At 67.4% G+C, this 15,896-nt stretch carries 16 protein-coding genes and 1 pseudogene; 8 read left to right on the top strand and 9 right to left on the bottom strand.

Annotated elements, in window-relative coordinates:
* The first annotated feature begins 247 nt into the window (after nucleotides 1-247).
* From EL337_RS15255 to EL337_RS15240, 4 genes are all read left to right on the top strand, one after another.
* Nucleotides 248-1,204, top strand: a complete 957-nt coding sequence (locus EL337_RS15255; protein ID WP_232786739.1) for a DUF7159 family protein — start codon at nucleotides 248-250, stop codon at nucleotides 1,202-1,204.
* 78 nt (nucleotides 1,205-1,282) lie between these two features.
* Nucleotides 1,283-2,416: an acyl-CoA dehydrogenase family protein gene (locus EL337_RS15250; protein WP_048631280.1), complete on the top strand. Its 1,134-nt coding sequence runs from the start codon at nucleotides 1,283-1,285 to the stop codon at nucleotides 2,414-2,416.
* Between the two features lie 103 nt (nucleotides 2,417-2,519).
* A complete protein-coding gene (locus EL337_RS15245; RefSeq protein ID WP_048631279.1) occupies nucleotides 2,520-2,801 on the top strand; it encodes a hypothetical protein in 282 nt (93 codons plus the stop codon).
* Between the two features lie 91 nt (nucleotides 2,802-2,892).
* Entirely contained in the window at nucleotides 2,893-3,366 is a 474-nt protein-coding gene (locus EL337_RS15240) for a DUF5078 domain-containing protein (RefSeq protein WP_048631131.1), read from the top strand.
* Nucleotides 3,367-3,447: 81 nt separating this feature from the next.
* Here the strand turns inward: EL337_RS15240 and EL337_RS15235 are convergent, their stop codons facing one another.
* The 3 genes from EL337_RS15235 to EL337_RS15225 are packed head-to-tail and all read right to left on the bottom strand — an operon-like array spanning nucleotide 3,448 to nucleotide 7,102.
* Nucleotides 3,448-3,774: a DUF732 domain-containing protein gene (locus tag EL337_RS15235; RefSeq protein ID WP_048631130.1), complete on the bottom strand. Its 327-nt coding sequence runs from the start codon at nucleotides 3,772-3,774 to the stop codon at nucleotides 3,448-3,450.
* Nucleotides 3,771-6,677 carry an MMPL/RND family transporter gene (locus tag EL337_RS15230; RefSeq protein ID WP_048631129.1) on the bottom strand — a complete coding sequence of 969 codons (2,907 nt, stop codon included), beginning with the start codon at nucleotides 6,675-6,677 and terminating at the stop codon, nucleotides 3,771-3,773. Before EL337_RS15230 ends, EL337_RS15235 begins: the two co-directional genes overlap by 4 nt.
* Nucleotides 6,674-7,102 (bottom strand): MmpS family transport accessory protein, encoded by a 429-nt coding sequence (locus EL337_RS15225; protein ID WP_048631128.1) that lies wholly within the window; start codon nucleotides 7,100-7,102, stop codon nucleotides 6,674-6,676. The genes EL337_RS15230 and EL337_RS15225 overlap by 4 nt, the downstream gene beginning before the upstream one ends.
* A 293-nt stretch (nucleotides 7,103-7,395) precedes the next feature.
* Between EL337_RS15225 and EL337_RS15220 the strand changes: the two genes are divergently transcribed.
* Complete coding sequence (locus EL337_RS15220; protein ID WP_048631127.1) at nucleotides 7,396-8,592, top strand: cytochrome P450; 1,197 nt, start codon at nucleotides 7,396-7,398, stop codon at nucleotides 8,590-8,592.
* On the opposite strand, the gene EL337_RS15215 is transcribed toward EL337_RS15220, so the two are convergent.
* Nucleotides 8,572-8,988 (bottom strand): Rv0313 family protein, encoded by a 417-nt coding sequence (locus EL337_RS15215; protein WP_048631278.1) that lies wholly within the window; start codon nucleotides 8,986-8,988, stop codon nucleotides 8,572-8,574. The genes EL337_RS15220 and EL337_RS15215 overlap by 21 nt on opposite strands.
* 105 nt (nucleotides 8,989-9,093) lie before the next feature.
* On the opposite strand from EL337_RS15215, the gene EL337_RS15210 reads away from it, so the two are divergent.
* Entirely contained in the window at nucleotides 9,094-9,897 is an 804-nt protein-coding gene (locus EL337_RS15210) for a nuclear transport factor 2 family protein (protein WP_048631126.1), read from the top strand.
* Nucleotides 9,898-9,962: 65 nt separating this feature from the next.
* Nucleotides 9,963-10,547 carry a hypothetical protein gene (locus tag EL337_RS15205; protein ID WP_048631125.1) on the top strand — a complete coding sequence of 195 codons (585 nt, stop codon included), beginning with the start codon at nucleotides 9,963-9,965 and terminating at the stop codon, nucleotides 10,545-10,547.
* A gap of 11 nt (nucleotides 10,548-10,558) precedes the next feature.
* On the opposite strand, the gene EL337_RS15200 is transcribed toward EL337_RS15205, so the two are convergent.
* A complete protein-coding gene (locus EL337_RS15200; RefSeq protein WP_048631124.1) occupies nucleotides 10,559-11,329 on the bottom strand; it encodes an SGNH/GDSL hydrolase family protein in 771 nt (256 codons plus the stop codon).
* An 80-nt stretch (nucleotides 11,330-11,409) separates the two neighbouring features.
* On the opposite strand from EL337_RS15200, the gene EL337_RS15195 reads away from it, so the two are divergent.
* Entirely contained in the window at nucleotides 11,410-11,886 is a 477-nt protein-coding gene (locus tag EL337_RS15195) for an NUDIX hydrolase (protein WP_048631123.1), read from the top strand.
* Between the two features lie 85 nt (nucleotides 11,887-11,971).
* Here the strand turns inward: EL337_RS15195 and EL337_RS29060 are convergent.
* The 4 genes and pseudogenes from EL337_RS29060 to EL337_RS15175 all read right to left on the bottom strand — a co-directional run.
* Nucleotides 11,972-12,256: pseudogene (locus EL337_RS29060) on the bottom strand (nuclear transport factor 2 family protein); the annotation flags it as partial.
* A 59-nt stretch (nucleotides 12,257-12,315) separates the two neighbouring features.
* Nucleotides 12,316-13,779 (bottom strand): serine/threonine-protein kinase, encoded by a 1,464-nt coding sequence (locus tag EL337_RS15185; RefSeq protein WP_048631122.1) that lies wholly within the window; start codon nucleotides 13,777-13,779, stop codon nucleotides 12,316-12,318.
* A gap of 21 nt (nucleotides 13,780-13,800) precedes the next feature.
* Nucleotides 13,801-14,907: a PDR/VanB family oxidoreductase gene (locus tag EL337_RS15180; RefSeq protein WP_048631121.1), complete on the bottom strand. Its 1,107-nt coding sequence runs from the start codon at nucleotides 14,905-14,907 to the stop codon at nucleotides 13,801-13,803.
* On the bottom strand, nucleotides 14,907-15,809 hold the full coding sequence (locus EL337_RS15175) for a metal-dependent hydrolase (RefSeq protein ID WP_048631120.1): 903 nt from the start codon (nucleotides 15,807-15,809) through the stop codon (nucleotides 14,907-14,909). The genes EL337_RS15180 and EL337_RS15175 overlap by 1 nt, the downstream gene beginning before the upstream one ends.
* Between the last annotated feature and the right edge of the window lie 87 nt (nucleotides 15,810-15,896).

Raw genomic sequence — 15,896 nt, 5'->3', positions numbered from 1 at the left:
TCGACGCGACGACGGCGTCGCAGTCTGCATGCCGCGCGAGAAGTTCGCGCCGGCGTTAGGCTCCAGCCGATCTGGGCGTGACCCTCGGCAGCTCCTAAAGGTCGGGAAGTCGACCTTTAGAGCAGAGCTTATGGGTTGCTGTGGGCTCTGTCCAGTCCTGGCCGGACGGCGTCGTGGCTGTAACGGCAGCTCAGCAGCGTCCGATAGATCGCACAACGCCGGAACGGAAGGAAGGGTCGCCGTGGGCATGGTGCTGGGGCTGTCGCTGACCTCGGATCGCGTGGTCTGGGTGCTGGTCGACGAAGCGGACGGCAGCGTGGCAGACCACGACTGCGCCGAATTCCAGGCCGATACGGAGATCGCGGGCGCTGCCGCGCGGGGCGCCCATGCGATCGCGACGGCCGGCGGCCTCGATGTCACCCGCATCCGGCTGACCTGGAGCCCCGACGTCACGCGCGACGGTCTTCGGTTGCGGTCGCAGCTGGGTGGGCTGGGTTTCGACAATGTCGAGGCGGTCCCGCTGACATGTGCCTGCGCGGTCATGGTCGACCCGAACATGGAGCCCGGTCTGGCGCTTGCCTACGGTGCCGCACTCGCCGAAGTCGGCCTCCGCGACGCGATCACCGTGCCCCTGTGCGCGCGGGCGACCCCGCGCAGGCGGCGACGTGGACGAATGGCGATGGCGGTGCTGGGTGCGGCCGCCGCTGCCGCGGTGGGCGGACTGCTGCTCACCTCCGGTGCGCAGCCCCAGATCGAGCAGGCCGCGGCCACAGTCGAGCAGCCGCCGTCCCCGGATCCCGGGTGGGTGGCGGTGTCCGCTCCGTCGGACAATGCCGTCCGCCCGGTGCGCAAGGTGGTCGAGGAGCCGGTCGCCGACACGTCGGTCACCGCACTTCCGGTCACCGCACTGCCGGTGGCCGAAACACCCGTGGCCGCAACGCCGGTCCCCGCCGAGTCGCTCGCCGCGCAGCCGGTAGAGCCCGCGCCGGCCACACTCGACAGCGCGGCGCCCGCCGCATCTCCGGCAGCGGGCGAGCCCGTCCCACTGGCGGTGCCGCACCTGCCCGCCGAGGTGCCCCACCTGGCCGCACCTGCCCCGGAGGCGATTCCCGCCGAGCAGCCGCACCTGATCGACGAGCAACCCGCACTAGGTCCGGCGCCGGAGATGACAGATCCGGCGAATGTGTTCACTGCTCTGCCCTAAGCCGCTAACGTCGACGCGGTGACGACGCTGACACAAGACATCGGGACCGGCGAGTTCGTTGTGGATCTGGCCCGCGGGATGCGGGAGCTGGTGCGCGAATCGGCGGCCGAATCCGAGCAGAACCGCACGTTGGCGCCGGTGGTCGTCGAGGCCATGTGGGCGAACGGGCTGATGTCGGCCTTCAATCCCGCCGATGCCGGCGGCGTAGAACCCACGTTTGCGCAGATGATCGAGACGTGGATCGAAATGGCTTGGCAGGACGGGTCATTCGGCTGGGTGGGGATCGCCAACCTTCCGTCGGCGTTCGCCGCGGCGACTTATCTTCCCGACGACGGCTTCGCCGAGGTGTTCACCGCCAACGACAACCACGTGACGATGGGTGGCCAGTTCTTTCCGAACGGGCAGGGCGTGGCCGTCGAGGGCGGCTATCGGCTGACCGGCTCGTGGAGCTTCGGCTCCGGCACCGGGCATGCGGAGTACGTCGCGGCGGGGTTCATGCCGATGGTCGACGGTGAGATCCGTTGGGCCAGTGAGGGTGTGCCTGACATGCTGGTCGCCGTCGTCCCTCGCGCCGACGTCACGTTCGCCGACGGCTGGCACGTGCAGGGCCTCAAGGGCACCGGCTCCTATGACTACGCGGTCGACGACGTCTTCGTTCCGCACCACCGCACGTTCGCCCTGTTCACCCGCGAGCCGAAACGGGGGAGTTCGCCGGCGACCCGCATGGGCATGATGCCGGTGACCGCGGCCGGCCACGCGGCATGGGCGCTGGGCGTCGCCAAGAGCATGCTCGACGATGTCGCCGAGTTGGCGGCCACGAAGTATCGGATGAGCGACATGGCGGCGCTGGCCAGCCGGCCGACGTTCCAGAAGGGTCTGGCCCATCACGTCGCGGCCTGGCGGGCGGCGCGACTGCTGGTCCTCGATGCGTTCTCCACCGCGGAGTCGGCCGTGGCCGCGGGCGCGGAGCTGACGCCGGTGCACCGCGCCGACATGAGGGTGGCCGCCGTCTTCGCCACCGACACCGCACGCGAGTGCGCAGAATGGGCCCACCTCGTCGCCGGGACCTCGGCGATCCGGGAGGGGAGCCGCCTGGAACGGGCCTTCCGCGACATCTACACCGGCACCCAGCACGCCTTCATCAGCGAGAAGGTGGCCATCGACGCCGCCCAGGTGTGGCTCGGGATCGTCGAGGACCAGTTCGGGCTCTGAGCGCGGCTCGCTGCGGGCGGGCCTGGCGGGACCTGGGTCCCCATCCGGCGGGGTGGTTATATATGCTAATTATCCCGACCCGATGCACCCGCCAGGAGCGATGATGACCTCGATCAAGACCACACTGTCGGTCGCCCTGACCGCAGCTGGACTGACTGCCGGAATGCTCGTTGCGAGCAGTGGTGCCATGGTCAACGCGCAACCTGTGCCGCCCCCGGCGCCGGTACAGGGCGAGGTGCCGCCGGCATGGGCCCCGCCGAAGCCGGGCGAGTTCTGGAACGGAGCGCCCATCGTCTGGTACTCGGGCTGGGGTGGCCGGTGGGGCGTGTGGCTCAACGGTGCGTTCATGCCGCTGACGTCGAATCCGGTGACAAACGGCGGCTGACTCGGCAAGGGTGGTGCCTGCACGACGACTATCTGAAACGTGTAGCTCCGCTATATAGTTACTACGGAAAACGGACGAGGTAGGAGTACCGATGGCTGGACGACTGGTGAGTCGCGTCGCGCGGGTGGGGCTGGGGTTCCTCGGAGCCGCCGCCATGTGTCTGAGTGCGGCCGGCCCGGCGCTCGCCGACTCCACCGAGGACTATCCGATCCCGCGCCGGATCATCCACACCACCTGTGACGTCGAGCAGTACCTCGCCGCCGTGCGCGACACCAACCCGGTGTACTACGAGCGCTACATGCTGGACCGCAGCAACCGGCCCGCCGACGTCCAGCAGGCCGCCTTTGACCGCATCCACTGGTTCTTCACGTTGGACCCGGTGGGACGCCGTCAGTACTCCGAGAACACCGCGACCAACATCTACTACGAGCAGGTCGCGACGCGCTGGGGCAACTGGGCGAAGATCTTCTTCAACAACAAGGGTGTGGTCGCCCACGCCACCGACGTCTGCATGAACTACCCGCGCGGCGACATGTCCGTGTGGAACTGGCCCGTCGCCAGATAACCCACCGCACCAACGACAATCGCACCCGGAAGGCGACAGCCTCCGGGTGCGATTCTCGTTGGACGGTGTGACCGGGTGCCGCTACCGCGCAGCCTGGTCCAGGATCGGCAGCTTGTCCGGGCAGTACGTGCGCAGTGCCGCCGCGACGAACTGGTACGCCTGATCGGTCGTGGCGTCCTTCTCCAGCTGGTTGTGCACGAAGTTCGCCGTCGCGTAGACGTCGGGATCCAGACCGGTGGCGATCCGCTTGCACGTGATCTTGCCGATCCAGGCGTTGTAGTCCTTCTGCCCGTAGATCCCGTACAGGTGCAGCTCGTTGGCGAACGCCGTATCGGGGTCGGCCGCCGCGGGCGCGGCGAACGCGACACTCATGACCACCGCTGCGATACCGATCAGGGCCCGCTTCATACCTTCACTCCTTCAGACGGATCCGATTGCAAGCCACCAGGTCTGGGCCACGGTGCCGGGACAGGCCGGGTGCGGACGCGCTGGGGCCACCAGAACCACGGCCCCAACAGCGCCGCGATGGACGGGGTCATGAATGCCCGGATCACCAACGTGTCGAACAACAGACCCAGACCGATCGTGGTGCCGACCTGCCCGATGACGGTCAGCTCGCTGACCGACATTGACATCATCGTAAGCGCGAAGACCAATCCCGCGGCCGTTACCACCGAACCGCTGCCGCCCATGGCGCGGATGATGCCGGTGCCGATGCCCGCGTGGATCTCCTCCTTCAATCGGGAGACCAGCAACAGGTTGTAGTCCGCGCCCACGGCCAGCAGGATGATGACGGCCATCGCCAGCACCATCCAGTGCAGCTCCGTGCCGAGGATGTGCTGCCAGAGCAGCACCGACAGCCCGAACGACGCGGCGAGCGACAGCACCACGGTGCCGACGATGACGGCCGCCGCCACCACGGCCCGGGTCAGGATCAGCATGATGATGAAGATCAGGCCCAGCGCGGCGATACCGGCGATCAGCAGGTCGTAGTTGTTGCCGTCCTGCATGTCCTTGAACGTGGCCGCGGTTCCGCCGAGGTAGATCTTGGAGCCCTCCAGTGGCGTGCCTTTGACGGCCTCCTTGGCGGCGGTCTTGATCTTCTCGATCTTGGCCACGCCTTCGGCGCTGAGCGGGTCGCCTTCGTGGGAGATGATGAACCGCACCGCGTGTCCGTCGGGGGACAGGAACTGCTCCAGGCCCCGCTGGAAGTCCGCGTTCTCGAAGATCTCCGGCGGCAGATAGAACGAGTCGTCGTTCATCGAGTCGTCGAAGGCCTCACCCATGGCGTCGGCGTCCTCCGACATGGCGGCCATCTGGTCCTGCTGGCCCTTCTGCGACTGATACATCGTCAGCATCATCGTGCGCATGGTCTTCATGGTCGAGATCATCTCGGGCATCAGCGCGACCATCTGCGGCATCAATGTGTTGAGCCGCCGCATCTCCGGCAGGATCTCGCGGAAGTCGTCGGTCATCACGTTGATGCCGTCGAGGGTGTCGAACACCGACCGCAACGCCCAGCACACCGGGATGTTGAAACACTTCGGTTCCCAGTAGAAGTAATTGCGGATCGGACGGAAGAAGTCATCGAAGTTCGCGATGCTGTCGCGCAGGTCTTCGATGTCGGTCAGCATGTTCTCCATCTTGCCGACCATCTCGTTGGTGATCGACGCCATCTGCGCCGTCAGATTCGACATCTTCTCCATGGTCGCGATGGTGTTGGCCATCTCGTCGGCCTGGACCAGCATGTCGGCCATCCGGTCCTGCATGTACTTCTCGTTGAGCCGCTGCGTGGTGCCCTGCATGCTCATCTGGAACGGGATCGACGTGTGTTTGATCGGCTTACCGTCCGGCCGGGTGATCGCCTGGACGCGGGCGATGCCCTCGACGCGGAAGAGGGCCTTGGCGATCTTGTCGATGACCAGGAAGTCCGCCGAGTTCCGCATGTCGTGATCACTCTCGATCATCAACAGCTCCGGGTTCATCCGGGCGGGATCGAAGTGGGCGTCGGCGACGGCGTAGCCCTGGTTGGCGGGCAGGTCGGCAGGCAGATAGGTGCGGTCGTTGTAGTTGGTCTTGTAGCCCGGCAGCGCCAACAGGCCGACCAGCGTGATCGCCATGGTCGCGACCAGGATGGGGCCCGGCCACCGCACGATCGCGGCGCCGATCTTGCGCCAGCCGCGAATCCGCATGGCGCGCTTGGGTTCCAGCAGCTTGCCGAAGCGCGTCGCAACGCTGATCATCGCCACCATCAAGACGACGCCGGCCATCACGACCACGAACATGCCGATCGCCAGCGGGACGCCGAGGGTCTGGAAGTACGGCAGCCGGGTGAAGCTCAGGCAGAACGTCGCGCCGGCGATGGTCAGACCCGACCCCAGCACCACGTGGGCGGTGCCGTGGAACATCGTGTAGTACGCGGACTCTTTGTCCTCGCCCAATGTCCGGGCTTCCTGATATCGGCCTATCAGGAAGATCGCGTAGTCCGTCGCCGCGGCTATCGCGAGCGTCACCAAGAGGTTGGTGGCGAACAACGACAGACCGATGATCTCGTGATAGCCGAGGAACGCCACGACCCCGCGCGCCGTCGCCAGCGAGAGCACCACCATCACCAGGGTGATCAGCACGGTCACGATCGACCGGTACACCAACAGCAGCATCACGATGATGACCGTGAATGTGGCGGCCTCGATGAGCCGCATGCTGCGGTCGCTGGCGATGTGCTGATCGGCGGCCAGCGCCGCCGGTCCGGTGACGTAAGCCTTGACCCCGGGCGGCGGTTCGAGGCTGCCGACGATGTTCTGGACGGCCTTCACCGATTCGTTGGCCAGCGCCTCGCCCTGATTGCCGGCCAGCTTGACCTGAACATAGGCGGCGAGACCGTCGTTGCTCTGCGAACCGGACGCGGTGAGAGGGTCGCTCCAGAAGTCCTGAACGGACTGCACGTGCGCGGTGTCGGCCCGTAGCCGCTCGACCAACTCGTCGTACCAGGCATGGGCTTCGTCGCCGAGGGGCTGCTCGCCCTCGAAGACGATCATGACCGAGCTGTCGGAGTCGCCCTCCTCGAACAGCTCTCCGACCTTCTTCATCGAGATCATCGACGGCGCGTCGTTCGGGCTCATCGACACCGCCTGCGCCTCGCCGACGACCTCCAGCTGAGGCACGGTGACGTTGACGACGACGATCAGCGCGATCCAGCCGAGGATGATCGGCACCGCGAAGAGCCGGATCACCCGCGGGATGAAGGACCGGTGCGGCTCGCGGGCGGCGGGGAACTCGTCGGTGCGGGCGTCGGAAACCGGCGTGCTCATGCGGATTTCACAAAGCAGAAGGTCTGGGCGTTCAAGCCGTCGGTCGTCCTCTCGTCCTTCAACTCATCGTCGACGAAGATCCGGCAGGTGATCGAGCTGCCGTCGCCCTGAGCCACGATGTTGGGAGCCGCCGACGGTTCGGTGGTCTCCAGCGTGAGAGACCAGGGCAGGCCGGCCCCGTCGACGCGCTGCGGTTTGGCGTCCAGGTCGAGGTAGTTGACGTCGGCGTACGTCCCCGACCCGATGATCTCGTAGCGGACGACCTTGGGGTCGAACGGCTCGGGCAGATCGGCGAAGTTCCGGGGAGTCTCGATGATGCCCTCGGACCCGAAGAAGGTCCTGATGCGGGAGACCGTCAGCCCGGCCACGACGACGACGGCGATGATGAGCAACGGCAGCCACACCTTCTTGGCGATGGCGATCACGTCTGCCGACCCCGAAATGCGGTGAGCATTTGACCCCTGGATTTTCGTGTCTAATGTTCTGCTGATCGTAACTTAGCCCGTATAAGTTCTCACTCGGCCACAGATTAGCTCAAGCAATTGTGTCGCTGCTAACTCATTGCCGGGCCGGCGATCCAGGTCACTATTTGACGGATGACACGGTTCCCGGTCTTCGTCACCCGGCCACCCTTGACCCCAGGTCATCACCGCTGCTAGACATGGCCACATCCAAGAATGCTGAGCGGTCGCACAGTGGATGAGGAGCAGGCCAGCCGATGACGGTGAACCAGCAGCTGTACTACGACCCGTACGACCCCGAGATCACCGTCGATCCGTATCCGACCTATGCGCGTCTGCGCGACGAGGCGCCGCTGTACCGCAACGAGCGCTACGACTTCTGGGCGCTGTCGCGGCACGCCGATGTGGAGAAGGCGCTGCTGGACTGGTCGGCCTTCAGCAACAGCCGCAGCGACATTCTCGAACTGGTCAACTCCGACTTCGACATGCCCGAAGGCGTGATGATGTTCGAGGACCCGCCGGAGCACACCATGCTGCGCGGACTCATGTCGCGGGTGTTCACGCCCCGGCGGATGGCCGAGATCGAGGACCGCATCCGCCAGTACTGCGTGAACTGTCTCGAGCCGCTGGTGGGCAGCACCGGGTTCGACGTCATCGCCGAGCTCGCCGCGATGATGCCGATGCGCGTCATCGGCATGCTGCTCGGCATCCCGGAGTCCGAGCAGGTGTCGGTCCGCGACGCCAACGACGCGAACCTGCGGACACAACGCGGCGCGCCCATGAAGGTGTCCGACCCCGACAGGATCGCCGACGGACGGATCTACGCCGACTACGTGGAATGGCGGTCAGCCAACCCGTCCGACGATCTGATGACCGCGCTGCTCAACGTCGAGTTCACCGACAAGCAGGGCAGGCACCGCAAGCTGACCCGCGACGAGGTGCTGCACTACACGCAGGTGGTCGCCGGCGCGGGCAACGAGACCACCGGGCGGCTGATCGGTTGGCTGGTGAAGGTGCTCGCCGACCATCCCGCACAGCGCCGCGACATCGTCGCCGACCGCTCCCTGCTCGGCCGGGCGGTGGAGGAGACGTTGCGCTTCGAACCCACGGGGCCGCACGTCGCGCGTTTTCTGGTCGAGGACGTCGAGTACCACGGCACCACGGTGCCCGCGGGCAGCGCGATGCTGCTGTTGTTCGGTGCGGCCAACCGGGATGAGCGGCGCTACCCGGAACCCGACACCTTCGACATCCACCGCGACGGAATCGGACACCTCACCTTCGGCAAGGGCGTCCACTACTGTCTCGGCGCCAACCTCGCCCGGCTGGAAGGCCGGGTGGCGCTCGACGAGTTACTCAACCGGTGGCCGGAGTGGGACATCGACCACGACACCGCCCGCCTCGCGCCGACCTCGACCGTCCGTGGCTGGGAACACCTACGGATGCTGGTCGGCTGACCCGCTGTCCGTGTCGTCGGGGGCGTCGAGCACGCTGACCGCGATGCCGTACGGCAGGAACCGCACCCGCCGGTTCGGCTCGGTGTTGTCCTTGTTGGCGCGCAGCGCATCCAGTTCGGTCGGATAGACCTGCTCGATGTGGGCGCCACCCTCGTCGTCCATCGTGTAGATGGCCCAGACGCCGTCACCGGTCTCGCCTGCGGTCTCGGGACGGTTGCGGGGACGGGTACCGCGGGAGAACTCGTCGAACAACGCAGACCAGCCCGCCCGTTCACCCGAGGTGTTGACGAGCCGGCCGAAACCGTCGAGCGCCTCGCGCAGACCCTCACCCGCCTCACGGACAACGCGGTCGAGATCCTCGGGATCGAACCCGAAGGGGCCGTTGCTCCTGCTCATGATGGTCCTCCTCACGGCCGCGAACACATCGCAGCGGTTAGTGACCAGTGTGCCCGCGACGGCAGGTCTAGTCGACTCCTGCCTGGCGAGGTGGTAGGCAACCATATGCCCTTCACACAAGCTGACGTGTTGTCCGCGGCGCAGCGGTCGCTGGCGGCCGCTGAAGCGCACGACCGCGAAGGCTGGGTCGGTCTGTTCACCGCCGACGGCCGAGTCGAAGATCCCGTCGGTTCGGCGCCGCATCGGGGGCATGTCGCCATCGGCCATTTCTACGACACCTTCATCGGTCCGCGCACCATCGCCCATCACCCGGACAACGACATCGTCGTCGGCACCATCGTCGTCCGCGACCTCGAGCTCGAGATCGAGATGGCGTCCTCGGTGACCATGCGCGTCCCCGTCTACATTCGCTATGACCTGCGTGGCAAGGACGAGCTCCGGATCGCCGCGCTGTCCGCCTACTGGGAGCTGCCCGCGATGATGGGCCAGTTCGTCCGCGGCGGTCTGGGTGCCGTACCCGCGGGAATCTCGCTGGGCCGCAACATGTTCGGAAATCTCGGACTGTCGGGCACCCTCGGGTTCGTCAGCGGCTTCCGCGGCCTGGGCGTCGGCGGCAAGGCCCTGTTCGCGCGATTCCTCGATGACGCCTGCGGAGGCGATGAGGTCGGCATGCGCCGCCTCGTCTCCGACACCCCCGTCACCGTCGGCGACACCGAGGCGGTGACGTCGTCCGAACTGGTCAAGCACCTGTCCGGGGGGTCGTGGAGCAAACTCATCGGCTCGGGGCGGTCGGTGGCCGCCCGCGTCGACCGCGACGGCCGGAGCACCGTGCTCGTCGGCGAGATCGGCGGCACCGGCCGGGACCGCGCCCGGATCACCCGGATCCGCCTGTTCGGCGACCTCGCGTGACCTGCCCGGCCGGATCGGCCGCGTTGTCGCGCTCTGCCTGCAAGACGTGAGAACGTAGCAGCACCATGTCTGTTCCCGAGTCCGGACCCATCCCTGCCGTTTACCTGACGTATGAGCAGTTCGGCCGCCGGTTCTTCGAGGTCGCGGTGACCGAGGAGCGGATCGGCGCCGCCATCGGCCAGATCGCAGGCGATGCGTTCGAGATCGGCCCCATCGCGCAGGGCCCGGGCCGCATCGCGAAGGTGACCGCGCAGGTGCGTATCCAGCAGCCGCGCGTCAGCCGGCAGGTCGGTGAACTCATCACCTTCGCGATCCGCATCCCGCTGGAGATCGACATGGTGGTGGACCTGCGGATCGACAAGCCGAAATTCATGGTCTTCGGGGAGATCTCGCTGCGCGCGACGGCCAAGGCCGCCGAGCCGCTGCTGCTGATCCTCGATGTCGAGAAGCCGCGGGCCGCCGACATCGCCATTCACGTGACGTCGAAGTCGCTGCGCGCCGAGGTGGTACGCATCGTCGGGGGCATCGATGCCGAGATCAAACGGTTCATCGCCTTGCACGTCGCGGGCGAGATCGACAGCCCAGGATCGCAGAAGGCCAAGGTCATCGACGTCGCCGAAACCATCGACGAGTCGTGGACGGGCGTCTGAGACCAGCGTCCTCACACGCCCAGCGGCTGCAGCTCCGGCCGTCTCGGTTCTCGTCCGTCGGTCACGGAGCCGCCGCGCAGATGTGTCCACAGCCAGGGCATCAACATGTTCTGCGTCCACAACACCTGCGAGTACATCCGGGACCGGAACGACGGCAGGTCGGCGCTGGGGTCGGCGACTGCCCACGCATGGCTACTACCGGGGAGTCCGAGCGCCTCGGCGGCGGCAGCGGCAAACAGCATGTGCCCCTTCGGTGAACCGTGCACCCGGTCGGCGCTCCAGGTGTCGGGCTGCGTCATCGACGGCGCGGCGAACAGGTCGACGAGCCGGAATCCGTGCAGCGCTGCAGCGGCCCGGATCCGCTCGTTGATCGCGACCACCCGCGCGCCGAGCAGACGTCCGATCGGCAGAATTCTGGCGAGGTCGGGGAAGGTCGTCGTCACCACGGTGGCTCCGGAGGCGGCCAGATGCAGGTACACCATGTCCAACTGATCCAGCGCCCGGTCGAAACCGCGGCCGGGCCTGGTCATGTCGTTCATGCCGATGCAGACCGTCACCAGATCGGCCTGCATCTCCAGTGCACGCGGTAGCTGCTCGTCCAGCACGTCGCGAATCTGTTTACCGCGGATCGCCAGATTCGCGTACTGCAGGCCGGGACGAAGCCGGCTCAGGAGTGCCGCCAGACGGTCGGCGAAACCCGCGAGCCCGGTGTCGTCGTCACCGTCCCAGAGTCCCTCCGTCTGACTGTCACCGAGCGCGACATACCTGGAGTACTCGATCACAGAGGCGACTCTAGCCCGTCGGGTGATCGTGTCCTTCAACGGTTTCGACCAGCGTCCGGTAGGCAGGTTATGGTCGGGCGATGCCCAAGCTCAGTGCCGGACTGCTGCTCTTCCGCGAGACCGACGGGGCGCTGGAAGTGCTCATCGGCCATCCCGGCGGTCCATTCTGGGCGCGCAAAGATGAAGGTGCCTGGTCGATTCCGAAGGGCGAGTACATCGAGGGTGAGGATCCCTGGGCAGCGGCTCAGCGTGAGTTCACCGAGGAGATTGGCACACCCCCGCCCGCCGGCCAGCGGATCGACCTCGCGCCGGTGCGCCAGCCCGGCGGCAAGGTGGTGACCGCCTTCGCGGTACGCGGGGACCTCGACGCCGACGGCGTCGTCAGCAACACGTTCACGCTGGAATGGCCCAGGGGATCGGGACAGTTCAGGGAGTTCCCGGAGATCGACCGGGCGGGCTGGTTCGACCTGGTCGCGGCGCGGGTGAAGCTGCTGAAGGGGCAGCGGCCGCTGCTGGACCAGCTCGAGGCGGCACTCGGACGCGGCGCACCGGCATGACGTCGATCGCGTTGATCGTCAGTGCGCGGCCGTGGAACCGCCACCCTCGGGGTGTGCGCAGGTATTCGTCGTCGTAGCGCAGGTGCCACACCACGTCGGTGAACGCGCCCGCGCCGTCGTCGGACCAGTGGTGCGCCACGCACGTGATCCGGCCCAGCGCATAGTCGTGGTCGTCACCGGGGGCGTACACCTCGCCGACGATCGCATGCTCGGTGCGGGTCACGGCGGCAAGTGCCGACAGCGCCGCGCGCACGCCGTCGCGGCCATGGTGGCGACGCACCGGTTCGAGCGACCCGGGCGGATCGGGCACCCGCAATTCCGCTGTCGCGGTGAACAGTTCGACAACATCGGCGAACCTGCGGTCGTCCACCCCCGACGCGTAGAGGTGGACGAGATCGCTGACCGCGAGCCGGTCCGCCACGTCGAGCGTCACGGGACCGGCGGCTGGCCGTTGCTGTCCCGGATATCTCGCCGGCACTCCCTGCGCGTCTGACCTGTCTGTTCCATGCAGGTCAGCACCGGGAACGCCTCTTCGGCGGGAATCGGGGGCTCGGTCGGGTCAGGCGGGGGCGTCGACGTCGGACTGGGCACCTCGCCCTGCGTCAACGACCAGATGGTGCTTGCGGAGCCCGGAACCGAGGCGCAGTACGCCGTGGCCCCGCTCTCGGTGGTGGATGTGCTGTCCAGCGGGGCGCAATTCGCGCCGATGACCGCGGCGGCCGGTGCCGTCGACGTCGGTGTCACCGTGTCGGTGACGGTGTCGGTCACCTCGGTGGTGACGTCCGTGGTTGCCGTGGTCGGGGGTGGCGGTAGCGCGACGCTGGGTGTCGTCGTGGCCGTCGGCTGCTGACGCGCGGTCACCGGCTCGTCGGTGCGGTCGGCGCGCAGAAACTCGACGGCGGCCACCGCGATCGCCACGACCAACAGCACCGCGAGGACAGCGGGCACGAGGATGGCGGGTCGCAGGCGGGACCGCGGCGCATCGGTGTCCGGCGCCGACCCCACCGCCCGGCTCGTCGACAGTCGGGTGACATCCGGTTGCGCGGGAGCGCCTGCTGTGAGGCGGTGAGTGAGGGCGTGGGCGAAGTCGGCACACCGCTCGAAGCGATCGCCGGGCTCTTTGGCCAGCCCCTTGGCCAGCACCGGGTCCACGTCGGCCAGGTCGGGCCGGTGGTCGGCGACCACCGGCGGTGCCGCCGACAGGTGCTGGCCGATCACCACGGCCGGATTGGAGTGCGAGAACGGCGGTGTGCCGGTCAGCAGGTGAAAAGCCGTCGCCGCCAACGCATATTGATCAGCACGACCGTCGAGCTGTCGGCCCATCAGCTGTTCCGGAGCTGCGTAGTTGACGGTTCCGACGGTCATGTTGGTGGCCGTCAGTCCGCTGATGTCGTCATCCCACCGAGCAATTCCGAAGTCCGCCAACAGAATTCGTTGATCAGGCGCTCCCGGACGGGCCACCAGGATGTTGGCGGGTTTGACGTCGCGATGCAACAGGTGGCGTTCGTGTGCGTAGTCGAGCGCCTCGGCCACCGCGGTGATGATCTCGGCGACCTGCGGTGCAGGCATGCCTTTTCCGTCCCGGGCGGCCAGTAGGTGCGCGGCGTCGGTGCCCTCGACGTAGTCCATCGAGATCCAGAGCTGACCGTCGTCCTCGCCGCGGTCGTGCACGCCGACGATGTGCGGGTGCCAGAGTGTGGCGGCGATGTCGGCTTCCCTGTCGAACCGCTGCCGATACTCCGGGTCGGCGGACACCTTGGCGGGGAGGACTTTCAGCGCATCCTGCCGGGGTAGCCGGGGATGTCGTGCCAGGTAGACCTCGCCCATGCCGCCGGAACCCAGCAGGCGCACGATCGTGTAACCCGCGAACGTCTCACCTGCGGCCAACGGCATGGCCGAATAGTACCGACGGCGCTACAGATCGAGCGTCAGGGCGGAACCGTCCGCCGCACGGGACACGCAGGTCAACATCGTCCCCGCGGCGCGTTCCGGCTCGGTCAGCAGGGTGTCGCGATGCTCGGCAGTACCTGCGAGCACCCGGGTGCGGCACGTTCCGCAGAAACCCTGCTGGCAGGAGTACGACGCGTGCACCCCGGCCCGGCGGAGGGCGGCCAGCAGCGACTCGTCCGCGCCGACGTCCACCGTCCGGCCGGAGGACGCGACCGTGACCTGGAACGGGTGGCCGTCGGTGACCGGCGGCGCGGCGAAACGTTCGAAGTGCAGTTCGACATTGTCGCGTCCCACCAGCGCAGTACGGATCGCGGTGAGCATCGGCGCGGGTCCGCACGCGTAGACCGCGGTGCCGTCGGGGCAGTCGCCGAGCAGATCGGCAGCGGTGGGCAGCCCGCGACGGTCGTCGGTGCGGATCTCGACGGCCGCTCCGTAGCCGGCCACCTCGTCGACGAACGGCAGAGCGTCCACCGAGCGGCCCGTGTAGATCATCGACCAATCGATGCCGAGGCGGCGGGCGAGACCGAGCATCGGCAGGACCGGCGTGATACCGATACCGCCGGCGATGAAGCGGAAACGCTGTGTGGGCGAACCGTATCCGGGCACGGTCAACGGGAACGCGTTGCGCGGTCCGTGGGTATCGACCGTCGATCCCACCGAGAGTCCGTCGTGGACTTCGACCGAACCGCCACCGCCGTCGGGGATTCGGCGCACCGCGACGCGATAGTGGTCCCGCCGGGTGGGGTCACCGCAGAGGGAGTACTGCCGAACCCGCCCGCTGGGCAGGTGGAGATCGAGGTGGGCGCCCGGATACCACTGTGGGAGCGTGCCGCCCGGTGCCGGCGTCAGGGTCAGCTCGACGACGTCCTGGTCGCGGGCCACGACGCGGCGCGCGGCCACCGTCAGCGGGAAGGTGTCCGGCCCGCCGTGCGGCGGACGGATGCGGCGCACCGCCGCCGTCGCGGCGAACAGCCCGGTGATCGCCGCGTCGGCCAGGCTGAGCGTCGGATCGTGACGGAGCCGCCCCGAGGCGGTCGGCGGAGTCTGCCGGTACCGGTCGAACAGGCGCATCACAGGTGGGCGGCGCGTGCCGCGGGCGAGGCGGCCAGATAGGCGACCGCCTGCGCGGTGGAGCCCAGCTGCTCGGGTGAGTATCCGGGCCGGAAGTAGCCGAAAGTGCTGGTCCCGAAAAGCTTGCGATAGCGGGGGAGCAGGCCGAGCTTGGAATCACGCATCCGCATCCGGTTGAAGGTCCACCAGTTCGCGTCGACCGTGGGATCGGTCTTGACCAGGTACCACGCGGCGCGCTGAAAGAAGACGAACAGCATGGTGGCGGCCACGCTCATCGCGCGGATCCGCGCGAGGTAGCTGTCGTGGAAGTAGACGGCGACGTCATGGGCAACGCTGCGGTGTTCGACCTCTTCGCTGCCGTGCCAGCGGAACAGATCGACCAGCGTCGGGTCTGCGCCGTGCTCGTCCCAGGTGCAGTTGAGGGCAAAATCGCCCATCACGGCGGTGTAGTGCTCGATCGCGGCGATCAGCCACAACCGGTCGCAGAGATGATTCAGTCGACGGGCATCGTCTGCTTCCCCGTCCAGAGGTGCAAGCGCACCCGTGAACAGGTGCTCGACCTGATCGAGGACAGGTGCGGGGTCGACGCCGTGACCGATCATGAACTCGTGCAGGGCGCGGTCGTGCACGTCGGCGTGGATGGCTTCCTGCCCGATGAATCCCCGGATGTCCTCGGCCAGCTTCGGATCTTTGACCAGAGGTAGCGCTTCGTTGAAGGTCTGGACGAACCATCGCTCGCCTGCGGGCAGGACGATGTTCAGGACGCTGACGACGTGCGAGGCGGCCGGGTGCCCCGGTATCCAGTGCAGCGGGGCGTCCGCGACATCGAAGCGCACCTTGCGCGCCTGGATCTGCACGGGACCGGGGTCGATCTCGGTGTCGAAACGGCGTGGTCGCAACATCTGCGGCTCCTGTTCGTCGTGGACTCCTGTGGGAGTTTAGAACGACGGGGCCAACTACGTGGGAACGCGGGTACCGGTTAGCGCCCG

The sequence above is a fragment of the Mycolicibacterium aurum genome (genome assembly GCF_900637195.1).
Classification (GTDB): Bacteria; Actinomycetota; Actinomycetes; order Mycobacteriales; family Mycobacteriaceae; genus Mycobacterium; species Mycobacterium aurum.
Note: the sequence above shows the minus strand (reverse complement) of the source record. Positions and strands in the feature narration are given on the sequence as shown.